The 14508-nt window shown below is 62.4% G+C and carries 10 protein-coding genes; 2 read left to right on the forward strand and 8 right to left on the reverse strand.

What is annotated here, in order from left to right:
* Nucleotides 1–41 precede the first annotated feature (41 nt).
* From OKW37_RS33705 to OKW37_RS33725, 5 genes are all read right to left on the reverse strand, one after another.
* Nucleotides 42–665, reverse strand: coding sequence for a hypothetical protein (locus tag OKW37_RS33705; RefSeq protein ID WP_429403514.1), 624 nt, complete (start codon nt 663–665; stop codon nt 42–44).
* Nucleotides 662–934 (reverse strand): hypothetical protein, encoded by a 273-nt coding sequence (locus OKW37_RS33710; RefSeq protein WP_429403515.1) that lies wholly within the window; start codon nt 932–934, stop codon nt 662–664. Before OKW37_RS33710 ends, OKW37_RS33705 begins: the two co-directional genes overlap by 4 nt.
* A complete protein-coding gene (locus OKW37_RS33715) occupies nt 934–2997 on the reverse strand; it encodes a peptidase M23 (RefSeq protein ID WP_429403516.1) in 2064 nt (687 codons plus the stop codon). The genes OKW37_RS33710 and OKW37_RS33715 overlap by 1 nt, the downstream gene beginning before the upstream one ends.
* 6 nt (nt 2998–3003) lie before the next feature.
* A complete protein-coding gene (locus tag OKW37_RS33720) occupies nt 3004–5376 on the reverse strand; it encodes a DUF2345 domain-containing protein (RefSeq protein WP_429403517.1) in 2373 nt (790 codons plus the stop codon).
* Nucleotides 5377–5906: 530 nt separating this feature from the next.
* Nucleotides 5907–6308 carry a hypothetical protein gene (locus OKW37_RS33725; protein WP_429403518.1) on the reverse strand — a complete coding sequence of 134 codons (402 nt, stop codon included), beginning with the start codon at nt 6306–6308 and terminating at the stop codon, nt 5907–5909.
* An 889-nt stretch (nt 6309–7197) separates the two neighbouring features.
* Between OKW37_RS33725 and OKW37_RS33730 the strand changes: the two genes are divergently transcribed.
* A complete protein-coding gene (locus OKW37_RS33730; RefSeq protein ID WP_184072498.1) occupies nt 7198–7587 on the forward strand; it encodes a DUF6232 family protein in 390 nt (129 codons plus the stop codon).
* A 113-nt stretch (nt 7588–7700) separates the two neighbouring features.
* On the opposite strand, the gene OKW37_RS33735 is transcribed toward OKW37_RS33730, so the two are convergent.
* Nucleotides 7701–10154 carry a glycogen/starch/alpha-glucan phosphorylase gene (locus tag OKW37_RS33735; protein WP_429403519.1) on the reverse strand — a complete coding sequence of 818 codons (2454 nt, stop codon included), beginning with the start codon at nt 10152–10154 and terminating at the stop codon, nt 7701–7703.
* A gap of 778 nt (nt 10155–10932) precedes the next feature.
* Here OKW37_RS33735 and OKW37_RS33740 point away from each other — a divergent pair.
* Complete coding sequence (locus OKW37_RS33740) at nt 10933–12303, forward strand: MFS transporter (protein ID WP_184072591.1); 1371 nt, start codon at nt 10933–10935, stop codon at nt 12301–12303.
* A 141-nt stretch (nt 12304–12444) separates the two neighbouring features.
* On the opposite strand, the gene ltaE is transcribed toward OKW37_RS33740, so the two are convergent.
* Together ltaE and OKW37_RS33750 are read right to left on the reverse strand one after the other, a co-directional pair.
* Entirely contained in the window at nt 12445–13452 is a 1008-nt protein-coding gene (gene ltaE, locus OKW37_RS33745; RefSeq protein WP_429403520.1) for a low-specificity L-threonine aldolase, read from the reverse strand.
* A 186-nt stretch (nt 13453–13638) separates the two neighbouring features.
* Nucleotides 13639–14442 carry a peptidoglycan DD-metalloendopeptidase family protein gene (locus tag OKW37_RS33750; protein ID WP_184037114.1) on the reverse strand — a complete coding sequence of 268 codons (804 nt, stop codon included), beginning with the start codon at nt 14440–14442 and terminating at the stop codon, nt 13639–13641.
* Nucleotides 14443–14508 lie beyond the last annotated feature (66 nt).

A 14508-nucleotide genomic window follows, 5' to 3' on the forward strand; every position in this document is an offset into this window, starting at 1 on the left:
CCATAAATTGATTGTGGCAGTCATCACCGGCTGCTGAACAATCACTTAATCCAATTGAACAACCTGCTGCAGGCTTTGTTGTCGATTACAATCGTCTTTCCTGTTTTGATTTCAATCACGTCAATATCAGGATCTGATCCGCACTGACGCCGGTCTACTGATATATATTTTCCATCAAGCGATATGACTGGATCCATATCCGAAGATGCCTCTTCTTCCAACTTAGACTTTCTCACAGTGGTTCTATAGAATCCCGGTTTTTCAACCAAATTCCTGTCGCTCCCGATTTTTCCAACAACCGCTAAAAAACTCAAAGGTGAAACGCTAACTGGGACCATTGATGCGTAAATACCCGCCTTGATATTTATGTCCGATAGAAACCCCACGTGCGGGGCTGCGCGCCTCACGTGAACAGGCGTGTCAGTCTTGCAATGACTTAACTCGCCTATGGGGACGTAGCCGGTACCCGAGACGATAACTGCCTCACCATCCGAACTCAGTGCAACGTCAATGGGTTCTTCGTCTATCAAGCAGTGAAAGTCACCGGCCTTGGTCTGCACAGACAAATTAAAAGATGCTGCCGTGTTCGTGGAGTTAGTAGTATTGCAGTAGACTTGGACTGATGCAGCGAGCAGACCTACAAATACGAGAAAATTTGTTTTCACAGAAGAACCCCCTTGATCATGCGAGTAAACTTAATTCGCTTATCAAGCCCGATAAGCGCACCATTGATACCTCTTGTGACATCTTTTATTATCTGCTCTTCTTTTGCGAGTTCAGCTGCAGTTTTCGGTATGTTAAAACTGTCACTATCAATGGCACGAACAACCTTCGGCCTGAGGCAGGTTATGTACCACGCCCCAGAGTCCAAGCAATTCTCTGGCACTGTCGCGATAACTTCAGGATTATCAACGCGCGCAGGAATTTTTGTCATCAGTGCGCGATGTTTCGCGTGATATTGTGGATCGCTCCACCACGACGCAGTAAAACTCGATTGCTCAATCCATGCTCGATATAACCAATAGTCCGCGTAATTACTTCTGAAGGTGAGAGTTGCTTAAACCCGCGACCGCGAAATTTTTGGGCATCCTCTCGGTCGCAGTTCCCACCTCTCCAGTCATATGATGAGGTGATTAAACCACCATTTGAACTATATTTTGCCAATCTGTAGTACGGGTCGTCTTCAGACGGAATTGCACCATACCAATGCCCAAGATCTTTCTCTGATTTTACCGATACTGGATTTATGTGAGTACCGTAAACAGCAGTTGCCGTCACGTTACCCACCATACTCGACTCCTGCATAGTACAGAGAAAGTTAGATTCCACTGCACCCTGCCCTAAGAAGTGCGACTGCTTCAGGTAATTCAACATCCCGTATTTTCGCAGAGAGAAGTTCAGAGGTTTTCTGTACTTCTCTCGAATAACGGCCGCGTTGCCAGACATGTGACTGTCCGGGTAAATCAACGCGAACTCATCCTTGGAGAACCAAGCACACTTCCTGAAGTGCCGGATAAACGCGAGCGGATGGAAGAACCAGAGCTTCTCCCCGGCGGGCAAGCCGGTCACATCCCAGAACTGGACTTCCCTGAGGTACTTGAGAAAATCGCCGTAACCCGTTTGGTTTCCGTGGTAGAACCCGCCCTCATCGAGCAGCTTCGTGTAGCGCGTCTCGTTGTTCTTGCTATCCCATTCGCTCGGCGCGTTGCAGATAAATCCGCGTAGTGCCTGACGCACCGGATCGTTCATCCTCACGTAGGTTGACAGCGCTTGCGCCCTCTGTGCCTCCGTCATGTCCTCTATCACCGGTAGCTCGCCGGTATCCCCCGCATCCTTGACAAGTTTCTTCAGTGCGTTGATATCGCACATCCCGTTACTATCGAATGGCGTGTTGGCGTCGCTGATCTTCTGCCAGCCCATGAACGACGGGAAATCCGCATCGGATAACTTCCTGATCTCCGCCTTGCTGATATCGATATACCCCTGCTTCCCCGCAGCGTAGGTCACCTGCACCCAGGTCTGCGGGTTTGGAGGCGGGGTCACGGCCGAGGACAGGACACGCCCGAAGCGCTGCATCTCGTACCCGTCGCTCGGGCAGGCATCGTAGAGCGCCGTCGCGCGATGGTAGAGATCGTATTCGTAGTCCTTTTCCTCGACGGGCTCCGGCGTCAGAAGCGTGCGCGAACCGTCCGTCGCGATGCTCCAGACGTTGGTGTACTTCGCCCCCTTGCTGAAGTACATCTCGACGACGAGTTGCAGCGCGTTTTTGTCCGTCTGCCCCGGCGTGAACCTGATCCCGTGCAGCTTGTTGCCCGCCCCGGTTCCAGGCGGCTGCGCGAAGAACTGCTGCCCGGCCGGAATCGTGTAATAGGTGTGGCCCCAGCAGTCCGGCGTTGTCGCCGTGGCCGGCGATGCCACGCCGAGCTGTGTATGCCCGAAATACGCCGTGAAATCGTCTGGCACCATGAAGATTTCGAGGTGCAGGTGCGTCACGCCCTGGTAGCGTCCGACAAACCCAAGGACATCCTTGCGCCTGACCTTCTGGCCACTGCCCTTCGCCGCAGGCGTGACCTGCCCTTTCCTGTCCACGCCGGAGGATTTTTGCAGGAACTCCGGCAACCGCGTCCCGTCGTGCCCGAATGACTGGTACTCCGCGAGCGGCAGCAGATGCATGTAGAGCGAATAGAACGTCAGCTTGCGACCGTCACCCGTTTCGGTCGAATGCCTGAGCAGGACGAAGCCTACATTGCAGCTATAGGGATCCACCGCGTGCTGGCAGACCCGGTACGCCACCACCCCGCCATCGGCAATGGCGTAAACCTCGCCGTGCGTGTCCGGTGCCAGATGACTGCCGCAATGCCAGCGCCGGTCAGACGCGACCGGGTAGATGCCGCGAGCCAGTTCGAACTGGTCGACGGCGTCCATCATGGGATCCGGCTTCGAGCCATCGGTGGAGGTGATGCCCGCTTCGGGCAGAAAGGGAGGGCTGATGATCATCGCGTATTAGTCCGTGTGGGTATACCGGTCGTTAAGCTGCAGGTCGCTATTCGGCAGGAGGGGCAGCTTGGCCGGCACGTTGTCGGGGCCGACAAACGTGAACGAGGCGGCCTTGATGGTGTATGCGCCGGGGCAGTGGAACGTGATGTTGCCCGCCTCCATGACAACCGAGGCCCCGCCGCAGTTGAGCGTGATCTTCGACTTCGCCGACACCTGCACATCCGCACTTTCGCTGGCGACACGCAACTGCTTCTGCGCGAACAGATCCATGCCGTCAGTGAGCGCCGCCGCCGTAAACCTCCCCTTCGCCGCCGTGAGGCTGAGACCAAGCTTGTGCGCGCACAAGGAAATCAGCTCACCCGCCACCATGCGCAGTCGCTTCACGACGCTGACGTCCATGTCCTGGCCTGCCGTAACGATCACGTTCTGGCCCGCCGAGTGCTGCGCCGATTTCGGCGTCACGAACGCCATGCCGCCGGGGGCGCTCGCGAGCAGCCCCGCGTCGCGCAACTGGTTCAGCCCATCGAGGAGCGCCGCCTGCGTGGCCCGGTCGGCAGGGTCGGCCCCAGCCTGCGCCGTCGCCGCCGCAAGGTCCGTCACGCGCTGCAATGCCGCCTTGAGTTGCGCGACGGCTGCGGGCATCTCAAGGTGCGGCGTATCGGCCCCGGCCGCCGCATCCGCCGAGAGGAACAGTCCCTTCGCCGCGCGCGTCGTGCCCCAGCCCTGGGTCGTCATTTCGGACCCTTCACCCCGCAGGAGCTTTTTACTGTTGAGCAGGTAACCGAGATTGACGGCCGACTGGCTGTACACCGTCGCGATCCGCGCGCTTTCCTTGCCCTGCAGATCGTTAAAAATGACCTCGGCCCCCAGCAGCGGCGAGCGCCAGATGGCATAGCTAAACAGCGACTGGTCTCCGCGCACCACGTCCGGGTGGGCGTAGTCGTGCATGGCCCCCGCTATGTAGATGCGGTCCACGTCGCGATTTTCGGCGTCGAGCAGGACCTCGGTTCCCGGCAGCAGGGGCGAGTGGAAGCCGCCCTGGTAGGACGATGACGGACGCAGCAGGCGCAGCTTCAGCAGCTTGTTGTCGGTGTTGCCCGTGCCCTGCAGGAACTTCGGCAGCACGCTATAACGCCCGTGGTCGTCCATGTCGCCGTAGGGGGCGGAGTCGCTCGTCGTGACCACGCCCACAGCGGGACCAGGCAGAAAACGCCAGTCCCGCTCAAAGTCAAACCTGGGCCGGTAGGTCAGGTTCGCCGGCATCGCCTTGAAGCGCGTATAGGCCGGCTTGGTGCGGCTGCCCTTCATCTTGAACGAAGTGATCACGAAGCCGTATTCGGCGCTCGGCATCTTCGCATTGGTGAGCTTCATTACCACGCCCGCCGCGATGCCCTTGGCGTCGGTCCTGCCCGCCAGCGTCGCCTGACGCGCGATCTGCTCCTCGCGCCGCGTCTGCGCGAATGCTTCGCCCTGCGCTGGCGTCAGATGGCCTTCGACGCTGCGACTGATCTGCCCGAACGACGAGCGGTCATCCGTCCCGATGGAGACATTCGCCGTGGCGCGAAGGGGATCGTCCGGCGTGCAGTAGTTGCGCTCCCACAGTTCGATGGTGGCCGGCACCAGCGCGCGCTGCTCATGCACGGCCTGGGCCGCTTCGTGCCAGCTCGCGTGCAGGCCCGAGGCATCCAGCAGCGGCACGTCGACCGAGCGGATATAGGCGCGCGGATTGTTGGCGAACACGATGGTGTCGAGCTTGCCGTCCTTGCCGCGTCCCTGCTTGTAGAACCAGAAAACGCCGAGGCGGCGGCAATGGCGGGCGATGAAATTCCAGAGCGACTCCTCCAGCATCACCACCTGCTCCATCTTCTCCTGCAGCCCTTCGATCTGGAATTCGACATCGAAGGCATCGAAATTCTTGCGGTCCACCAGCGCCTGGGTGATCAGCTCCTGCAACGTCACATCCTTGAATGTGTCGCTTTTGATGATGCGTTTGCAGAGGGCCACAAAGCGCGGCTCGATGCGTATCTGGTAAGCCGACTCGTCGCGGCTCGTGCGGATGCGCTTCCAGCTCGTCACCACGCCGTTGAAGGTGGCGGCGGCGTGACTGACGGGCTGCACGTAGCTCACCGAGGGCACCGCCGCCTGCTCGTCGATCTGCAGGCCCGCGCGACGGCCCACATACTGCTTGCCGTCGATCTCCAGCCGTGGCGACGTAACCGTGACGTCGACGCGGTAGTCCTTGCAGAAGCCACCGCTGGCCTTGAAATCGAGCACGTCGAGGTCATGGGGCTGGGAGCCGATCCAGATCCTGAGGTGCTGGGTCAGGCGCGCGCTCGGATGGCTGAGCGCGGCGGTAAAGTTTTTCGTGACAGCATTCATCCACACATCCCTGTATGGTTAAAGAAACGAGGCACAACTGTTGCGTCAGCAACCGTCAACCGAAAAAATCTAGGGCGGTACCCGCTGCCCGTCAATCACTCCACTCACCCTGTGCGAAATTGCCAACGATTTTGTGAATGATCGTTAAATCGGAATCCTTTGCTTTTTCGAGATGGAAATGCGTGATAAACGGGTGCAGCAACACCTAATGGCGAACGACGCATGCGAGTCGATCGCGCGCGGGAAACGGTCAGCCCTGCTGCTCGTGATAGCGCAGTGTGGTAGAGAGAAGCGTGGCGTCGCCGCGAGCGCGCGCCTCCAGAAGTTCGGCGATGCGCTCAATCATGGCCAGCATCTCCCCGCGCGTTTCGTTCGGGTCGGGTCGGGTCGGGAGGCACATGATTTATCTGATGGACGCGCGTGACAACATATGCAGACACAATATGCAAAACAAATAAACGTCTGCTTCTCGCCGTGCAATTGAAAAAGACGGCATCAAGCCGCCTTCGTTCGATTGCTGACAGGGCCGGTTAGTGTTTCGTCGTGGTCGTGCCAGGAGTCGCAAGTCTGTCCTGAACGCTTTGCGCCGCATCGGCCAGCAGGTCCGCCGCATCGCGGGGAGTAAGACGACGGTTCGGAATACCCTTGGCGTCGAGCGCCAGAACCGTGAACAGTTCATGATCGCAATTGTTCATGCGCCTGTAGTCCTCGCCGATATGGATCATGACCTCAAGCAGATTCCGCCGGTCGTGTCTTTCCTCAGGCGTTAAAGGATTCCTGAACAATGAAGTCGCAAGCGTAATCAGATGTTGAAGTTGCTGTCCCTGCCGTTCACAAAGATGGAAGGCAGCCAGCGCGAGACGTTCATACTGAAGCGCATCTACGGGCGGAGGGGGGCGGGAAGAAGGCTGTTGCCTGGTAGCTTTGGTCATACGCGGTCCGGGTTATGGGCGCGTTGGATCGAACGACACGTTTGGGTTCGCGTCGGCTTACGGGTTCAATAGCCACGGCGGCACTGCGACGGCATTCGGAAACAGTTATTCGATTGGCGACAAGTTCGTCAAGGCGCTGCTCTCGTCCAGCGACGGTCACGGGCTGCGATGCGACCTTCGCGGCCAGGGAGCCAGTGGTGGCGGCATATGCGTAGACGACGGCGGCAAAGTGTACGACGTCATCCTCGTGCGGAAATAGGCACCAACTTACCATTCGCGCGGCATGGCGTCCTTGCTGAATGCGATTGACGCCAGCGAGCAAGATGTCGTTGCTACTCAATCGTGTCAAGTTGGATATTGAGATTCAATATCTCAGCATCGAGATCGACAGGGTGTTCGAGACGGCGACACAAACCGAGATTTGGACCACTGTACGGGCCGTACAGTACGGACACCGTTAGGCTAGGAGTGGACGCCAGTATGCAGTGCTACAAAGCTGCCGTTCGAGCTTTCTCGGGTGACTGTTTGCGGGTGAGTCCTGGCACTTTTGCATAATCTCATCTGGCGCGGCTTTCCGGGGAATCGTGCGTAAGCTCAGAGCCCATTGCTCGATCGTCCATTACTGAAATTTTACGCACACTCAGCAACCGATACGTTTTTCAGTTTCCAGCTGAGCGCCAGAATCTAACGGATGTGCCACAAAGGCTGCCGCAACCACTCTTTGACTCGCGCCGCCATATTTTAGTCAAAATCCCTCAACTGTTTTTTTAGTCATTGGATTCGCCCTCCCTTGCAACACGGGCCTGAGAGGGGATAGAAAAGTCCGTAACTTTAGGAATTTGAAGGAAGTCTGCTACGCTGCGCGCTTCACCACCCTCGCATTGAAACGATGGAAAGCCCTTTCAACGATCGCGGCGTGTCGGTCACGCGCAACGCCCTCTCATCCGCAGGTCAGGTCTTCCCGCTGCGCGATATCGTCGACGTGCAGGTCGTGACCGTGCAGAAGAACAAGGTCGTGCCGCTCGTGATCTCGGTGGCCGGGCTGATCGGCGCAATCGTCGGGGGCGTGCTGCACTCGGCGTCGGGACTCGTATGCGGGGTGATGCTGATCGTGGTCGGTTGGCTTACCTGGGTGACCCAGGACATCACGCATCGGCTGATGGTCAAGACGGCCGACGGCGAGCGCGAAGCGCTGATGAGTACGGATCGCGAGTTCGTCGAACGCGTCGGCGAGGCAGTGCATCGGGCGAAGGCCGCGGCTGCCGCGCCGAAGGCTTGACGCGGGGCGACGATCGAACATGACGAAGCCGTGCGCGACGGATCAGCACCAGCCTCGCACGGCTTTCGATCTGCTTGCCCGCAAGCAACGACTACGTTGCCGTCATCTCGCGCTCAGTCGAGACTGAGCGGACTCACGCGCCAGATATTGCGCGCATACTCGCCGATCGTTCGATCCGACGAGAACTGCCCCATCCCCGCGACGTTCTCGATCGCGCTTTCGGCCCACGCGTGCTTGTCGACGAAACGCGCATCCACTTCGTTCTGCGCCTTCGCGAACGCGTCGAAATCGGCGAGCACCATATAGTGATCGCCCCAGTCGACCAGCGTGTGAAAGATATCCGAGAAGCGCAGCGGATCGTCCGGCGAAAAGTAGCCCGTGCGAATCTGATCGAGCGCGGCGCGCAGTGCTTCGTTTTCCTCGTAAATCCGCCGCGGCCGATAGCCGCTTGCGCGCAGGTCGTCCACCTCGTCGGCAGAGTGACCGAAGATGAAGATGTTCTCGCGCCCCACCGCGTCGCAGATCTCGATGTTCGCGCCGTCCATCGTGCCGATCGTCAATGCGCCATTGAGCGCGAGCTTCATGTTGCCGGTGCCCGACGCCTCGGTGCCGGCCATCGAGATCTGCTCCGACAGATCGGCCGCCGGAATGATCAGCTCGGCCACGCTGACGCCGTAGTTCGGCACGAACACGACCTTCAGCCTGTCGCCGATCAGCGGATCATGATTGACCTTCTCGCTGACGTCGCCGATCAGCTTGATGATCGTCTTGGCCATCCGGTACGCGGACGCGGCTTTGCCCGCGAACAGCACGACGCGCGGCACCCAGTCGCGCTCCGGATTCGCGCGAATCTCGTTGTAGCGTACGATCACGTGCAGCAAGTTCAGCAACTGGCGCTTGTATTCGTGAATGCGCTTGACCTGCAGATCGAACAGCGCGTCCGGATCGAAGTGCAGCTTCGTGTGATGCGCGAGCCGGTGCACGAGCCGCAGCTTGCTCTGTCGTTTGGCCTCGCGGAACGCTTCGACGAACTCGTCGTCCTTGCGCAGATTACGCAACTGCTCGAGCTCGAACAGATTGCTGCGCCAGTGTGTGCCGATGCGCGCGTCGATCAGCGACGACAGCGACGGACTCGCCTGCGCGAGCCAGCGGCGCGGCGTGATGCCGTTGGTCACGTTGGTGAAGCGGTCCGGATAGATGCGCGCGAAGTCGGCGAAGATGTCGCGCGTCATCAGCTGCGAATGCAGCTTCGACACGCCGTTCACCTTGTGACTCGCTACGATCGCCAGATACGCCATGCGCACGCGCCGCTGCCCATATTCATCGACGAGCGAAATGCGGCGGATCATCTCGGCGTCGTGGCCTGAGTGCTCGCTGACGTGCTTCAGAAACTGTGCGTTGATTTCGAAGATGATCTCGAGATGCCGCGGCAGCAGGCGTGACAACATTTCGACATCCCAGGTTTCGAGCGCCTCGGGCATCAGCGTGTGATTCGTGTACGAGAAGATCTGCGTCAAGTGTTTCCACGCCTTGTCCCACGGCACATGATGCTCGTCGACGAGCAGGCGCATCAGCTCGGGAATCGCGAGCACCGGGTGCGTGTCGTTCAGATGCACCGCGACCTTCTCCGAGAAGCGTCCGAACGTGCTGTGCGTGCGCTGATAGCGGCGGATCAGATCCTGCATCGTCGCCGACACGAAGAAGTACTCCTGGCGCAGCCGCAACTCGCGGCCCGCCGGCGTCGAATCGTCCGGATAGAGCAGCCGCGACACGTTCTCCGACATGTTCTTGGTGTCGACCGCATTGCGGTAGTCGCCACGATTGAATGCGCCGAGGTCGAGTTCCTCGGTCGCGCGCGCGGACCATAGGCGCAGCGTGTTGGTCGCGTCGGTCGCGTAGCCGGGGATCACGGTGTCGTAGGCGGTCGCGTTCACATGCTCGGTGTCGATCCATTCGGTCTTGTCGCCACGCTGCACGGTGCGGCCGCCGAAATGCACCATGTACTTGATTTCGGGTCGCGGAAATTCCCATGGGTTGCCGGCGCGCAGCCAATAGTCGGGCGCCTCGACCTGCTCGCCGTTGACGATTTCCTGACGGAACATGCCGTACTGGTAACGGATGCCGTAGCCGAAGCCCGGAATGCCGAGCGTCGCCATCGAGTCGAGAAAGCACGCCGCAAGCCGGCCGAGGCCGCCGTTGCCGAGCGCTGCGTCGGGTTCGAGATCGATCAGCGCGTCCATGTCGACGCCGAGGCTCGCGAGCGCCTCCTTCATCTGATCGTGAATGCCGAGCGCGAGTAGCGCGTTGGTAAAGGTCCTGCCGATCAGAAACTCCATCGACAGGTAGTAGACCCGCTTCACGTCCTGCTCGTATTGCAGGCGCGTGGTCTTCATCCAGCGCGCGACGAGCCGGTCGCGCACGGCCAGCGCGGCCGCGTGCAGCCAGTCGTGCGGGTGAGCGGTGACGGCGTCCTTGCCGACGCCGTACATCATGCGATTCGAAATTGAGCGCCGTAGCGCGTCGACGGTACTGTTGAGCTGGTCGAATTCCAGATCGACGGCTGTCATCGAAGCCTCCGGGAAGGTCGACGTGGCAAACGCGAACCGCACGAGAGACGGACGGGAGGCGCGTGCCTGTCGGAGCGGTTTAAAAAAATAGAGTAGGACATTTTAGGGATCGCGCACACTGGCGCGCGAGCGGACGGTAACGCATACGGCGTGCCCGGCGAGCTCGCCCGCTGCCGCGCGACCGAGCCGCGGCGGGCGCCCGGACGCGGTGCAAAACCGCGTGGCAGCGGCACTCGGGGTGGGCATCGGCGCGCGTGAGTCGGGTGACGAAAGCGGGGTTGGGAAGGCATACGCCCGAAGCATCTGCGAGCCGCGCATCGATTATTTTTCCGATGCGTGACGAGCGGATGAAGCTCCGAATAGCCTGATTTTGTGATCGAATTGGGCGGCCCGTTCTGCCGGGCGGTTCTGTCGTATGCGTGTTGGATTTGACACGGGGCGTGTACCGATTTGGAGATGGCGGGCGGGATTGGCGGTTAGTTGCGTTTCATTGAGATCAAAGCGCCTCATCTTCTAGCCGCCTCCCGGTTCCTGCCCGCCTCCCTGCACGATCGTGCCGTCTCTGCAACAATCGCGACGTTGCGCCGCACAAGCCGCCACGCTGATCCGCCGTGGACCGACAGCGCGCGCCTCACCCACGACGAAACCGCCGCCCGAGCGCGTCGCCTCTCCGGAAGCGACCGACACCGGCATGCCCAACCCCGCGAGCCACACCTTGTCCGATAAGCTCAGCCCCGCCGTCGGCGTCCCCACGCCGACTCTCCCCGCCGACGGCCCGATGTCGGCCGCCAACCGCCGCGCGATGGCCGCGATCATGCTCGCCGTCGCGCTCGCCACGCTCGATACCGCGATCGCCAACACCGCGCTGCCCGCGATCGCCGGCGACCTGCACGCGGCGCCGGCCGCCTCGGTCTGGATCATCAACGCATATCAGCTCGCGATGGTCGCGACGCTGCTGCCGCTCGCCGCGCTCGGCGACATCGTCGGACATCGGCGCATCTATATCGGCGGCATCGCGCTGTTCACGCTGAGCTCGCTCGGCTGTGCGATGGCGCCGACGCTGCCGCTGCTCGCCGCCGCGCGCATCGTGCAGGGCTTGGGCGCCAGCGCGATCATGAGCGTCAACACCGCGCTGATCCGCTATCTGTACCCGCCGCATCGGCTCGGTCGCGGGCTTGGCACCAATGCGCTGATCGTCGGCGTGTCGTTCGCGGTCGGGCCGACGGTGGCGTCGTTGATTCTGTCGGTCGCGACCTGGCCGTGGCTGTTCGCGGTCAACGTGCCGCTCGGTGTACTCGCGCTGAGTTTCGCGATGCCGGCGCTGCCGCATACCGCGCAGAGCCGGCACCCGCTCGATCCGGTGGCGGCGCTGCTCAACGTGGTCACGTTCGCCGCGCTGATCTTCGCGCTCGGCGAGGCGGCGCAACGCGCGTCGCTGCAGATCGTGCTCAGCGCCGCGGCGCTCGCCGGCGTGTTCGGGCTGCTGCTGATCCGCCGCGAGGCCGGCCACCCCGCGCCCATGCTGCCTGTCGATCTGTTCAAGCGGCCGGTGTTCGCGCTGTCGGCGGTGACGGCCGTGTGCTCGTTCGCCGCGCAGGGCCTCGCGTTCGTGTCGCTGCCGTTCTATTTCGAGGACGTGCTGCTGCGCAGCCAGGTCGAAACCGGCTTCCTGATGACGCCGTGGCCCGTCGTGGTCGCGCTCGCCGCGCCGCTCGCGGGCGGCCTGTCGGACCGCTACCCGCCGGGGCTGCTCGGCGCGATCGGGCTCGCGGTGCTGTCGGCGGGGATGGCCTCGCTGGCGATGCTGCCCGCCCATCCGCACGTGCTCGACATCGGCATCCGTATGGCGATCTGCGGCGCGGGTTTCGGCTTTTTCCAGTCGCCGAACCTGAAGGCGCTGATGGCGAGCGCGCCGCCGGAGCGCAGCGGCGGCGCGAGCGGCATCGTGGCGACCGCGCGGCTGCTCGGACAGGCGACCGGCGCGGCGCTGGTCGCGCTGTGCTTCGGCATTGCCGGCCGCCAGCATGGGCCGACGCTCGCGCTCGGCCTCGGCGCGTTCTTCGCCGGCGCGGCGAGCCTGGCGAGCGGCTTGCGGCTGCTCGCGCCGTCGCATCGCGCGGGCGTGCAGGCGAAGGCGGCGGTCAAGTGAGATATGCGCCGGACGGCGCGTGAGGCGGGGATGAAGCCTGAATGAAGCGCGTCTCGAACGAGCGCGCGCGAGTTGGAGCCAGTGCGGGAAGACGAGGCGGCAACCACGCGAGCCGCCTCGCTTCCGACCCATGCGGCGCGATCAACGTGCCGCGAAATACGCCTTCACCGCGGCAACGAACGTGTCGATATCGTCGCGCGACACATCCATGTGCGTGACGAAGCGCGACGCATACAGCATCTGCGTGAGGATGCCGCGCTCCTTGAGCCACGCCTCGAGCGGCGCGCAATGCTGCTGCGGAAACTGCGCGAACACCATGTTCGTCGCGACCGACTGCACCTTCACCTGCTCGATCGTCTCCAGCCCCGCCGCCAGATGCGCGGCATTTGCGTGGTCGTCGGCGAGCCGCTCGACGTTGTGATCGAGCGCGTACAGGCACGCCGCCGCGAGCACGCCAGCCTGGCGCATGCCGCCGCCGAGCACCTTGCGCCAGCGATGCGCGACGTCGATCAGCGCGCGGCTGCCGACCAGCACCGAGCCGACCGGCGCGCCCAGTCCCTTCGAAAAACAGATCGACACCGAATCGAACGGCTCGGCCAGCGCCGCGACCGGCTTGCCCGCCGCGACCGCCGCGTTGAACACGCGCGCGCCGTCGAGGTGGGTGGCGAGGCCGCGCTCGCGCGCGAGCCGCGTCGCATCGGCGACGTACTGCGCCGGCAGCACCTTGCCGCCGATCGTGTTTTCCAGCGCGAGCAACCGCGTGCGCGCGAAGTGATCGTCGATCGGCTTGATCGCGGCGGCGATCTTGTCGAGCGGGATCGAGCCGTCGGCGGCGTTTTCGAGCGGTTGGGGCTGGATGCTGCCGAGCACGGCCGCGCCGCCGCCCTCGTATTTGTAGGTGTGCGCGAGCTGGCTGACGATGTATTCGTCGCCGCGCGCGCAGTGCGCCATCAACGCGGCGAGGTTGCTTTGCGTGCCGCTCGGGAAGAACAGCCCCGCTTCCTTGCCGGTGCGCTCGGCCAGCGTGGCCTGCAGACGCAGGACGGTGGGGTCGTCGCCCCAGACGTCGTCGCCGACTTCGGCCGCCGACATCGCCGCGAGCATCGGCGGAGTCGGACGGGTAACGGTATCGCTGCGCAAATCGATCATTGTGTGTCCCTGTGCGTCCATGAATGACAGCCTACGGCAACCGGCCGCCCGTGCATTCCGGAAGGAACGCGCGCGCCGGCAAACGAGGCATACAGTGTATTCAATTCAGACGACGCTGAAAATCGGCGCATCCCCGAGAAGCGCGCCGATCCGGCTGCGATGAGCCAACAGTCGCGACGGGGACGCTCAGCCGCCAGGCTTCGGCAACCACTGGAGCGGATCGACCGGCTGGCCGTTCTCGCGCACTTCGAACTGGATCGACGCGACGCCGCGGCTATCGACACCGACCTCGCCGATCGTCTGCCCTTGCGCCACCGCATCGCCTTCCTTGACGAGTAGCTGGCTGTTCTGGCCGTACGCGGTGATCAGCGAATCGTTGTGCTTGATGATGATGAGCGGGCCGTAGGCTTCGATGCCGGTGCCCGCGTACACCACGCGGCCGGTCGCCGCGGCCTTGACCGGATCACCGGGTTGGCCGCCGATCACGATGCCGTTGGATTTGCCCGGCGCGAACGCGCGCAGGATCGGTCCGCGCAATGGCCATTGCAGCACGCCCTGCTGCGGCACGGCGGCAGGGGCCGGCGCACCGGGTACGGCGCCCGGCGGCACGTTCGCCGTCGCGCCCGGCGCGGCTGGCGCACCCGGCGCCACCGCGACCGGCGGCGTGACCACGCTGCCCGAGGCCATCGGCGGTGAAACGCGCAGCACCTGGCCGGGCGCGACCGCCGCGTTGACCGGCAAGCCGTTCCAGGCCGCGATTTCCTGCGGCCTTCGTCCATAGGCCGAAGCGATGCCGGACAGCGTATCGCCCGGATTGACGCGATAGTAGCCGGCGGGCACCGGGACGGTCGCGAGGCTGGTCGTGCTCGACGGCGCGTTGCTGTAGAACGGCGTGCTTTCCCACGGCATCGTCGTGCAGCCGGCGATCGCCACGCCGAGCGCCGCCGCCATCAGCAGGCGGATCGCCGTCGGTTGCCATTGTTGTGTCATCTGCTTTTCCTCGACCTGTGTCTCAATCCGATTCAATCGACGCCGCAGCAATTGCCGTGCCGTCAC

It is taken from the genome of Paraburkholderia sp. MM5482-R2 (assembly GCF_050436125.1).
GTDB lineage: Bacteria > Pseudomonadota > Gammaproteobacteria > Burkholderiales > Burkholderiaceae > Paraburkholderia > Paraburkholderia tuberum.

What these genes read in the sequence shown, in the direction of transcription:
- OKW37_RS33710 (WP_429403515.1), bottom strand. Translation starts at nt 934, where the DNA reads ATGACAAAAATTCCTGCGCGCGTTGATAATCCTGAAGTTATCGCGACA.
- OKW37_RS33715 (WP_429403516.1), bottom strand. Translation starts at nt 2,997, where the DNA reads ATGATCATCAGCCCTCCCTTTCTGCCCGAAGCGGGCATCACCTCCACC.
- OKW37_RS33720 (WP_429403517.1), bottom strand. Translation starts at nt 5,376, where the DNA reads ATGAATGCTGTCACGAAAAACTTTACCGCCGCGCTCAGCCATCCGAGC.
- OKW37_RS33725 (WP_429403518.1), bottom strand. Translation starts at nt 6,308, where the DNA reads ATGACCAAAGCTACCAGGCAACAGCCTTCTTCCCGCCCCCCTCCGCCC.
- OKW37_RS33730 (WP_184072498.1), top strand. Translation starts at nt 7,198, where the DNA reads ATGGAAAGCCCTTTCAACGATCGCGGCGTGTCGGTCACGCGCAACGCC.
- OKW37_RS33735 (WP_429403519.1), bottom strand. Translation starts at nt 10,154, where the DNA reads ATGACAGCCGTCGATCTGGAATTCGACCAGCTCAACAGTACCGTCGAC.
- OKW37_RS33740 (WP_184072591.1), top strand. Translation starts at nt 10,933, where the DNA reads ATGTCGGCCGCCAACCGCCGCGCGATGGCCGCGATCATGCTCGCCGTC.
- ltaE (WP_429403520.1), bottom strand. Translation starts at nt 13,452, where the DNA reads ATGATCGATTTGCGCAGCGATACCGTTACCCGTCCGACTCCGCCGATG.
- OKW37_RS33750 (WP_184037114.1), bottom strand. Translation starts at nt 14,442, where the DNA reads ATGACACAACAATGGCAACCGACGGCGATCCGCCTGCTGATGGCGGCG.